Here is a 406-nt window from a genome sequence, read left to right on the forward strand (position 1 = left end):
GGGGAACGCTGCCCGGACCTCGTCCTCGGATGCCTGCACCGCCAGCATCACGCCACCGGCCGGGAGTGCCTGCATCAGCCGGCCACGGGCGGTGACCAGCGTGGCCGCATCCTCGATCGAGAGCACCCCGGACACGTGCGCGGCCGCGATCTCACCGATCGAGTGGCCGACCACCGCGTCGGGGGTCACGCCCCAGGAACGCAGCAGCGCAGCGAGTGCCACCTCGACGGCGAACAACGCCGGCTGGGCATAACCCGTGCGGTGGATCAGCTCCGGGTCGGCCAGGACCGTGCCGAGCGGGCGGTCGAGGTGCGCGTCCACGTGCAGCGCAACCCGGTCGAAGGCGTCCGCGAACACCGGGAACGTCGTGTAGAGGCCCCGGCCCATGCCGGCCCGCTGCGCGCCC

The 406-nt window shown here is 73.4% G+C and carries 1 protein-coding gene; it reads right to left on the reverse strand.

Annotation, left to right across the window (positions count from 1 at the left end):
• Positions 1–406: acyltransferase domain-containing protein (locus ADL15_RS18795; RefSeq protein ID WP_157441458.1), on the reverse strand; the 406-nt coding region annotated here is incomplete at both ends.

Source organism: Actinoplanes awajinensis subsp. mycoplanecinus (assembly GCF_001509495.1).
Classification (GTDB): Bacteria; Actinomycetota; Actinomycetes; order Mycobacteriales; family Micromonosporaceae; genus Actinoplanes; species Actinoplanes palleronii.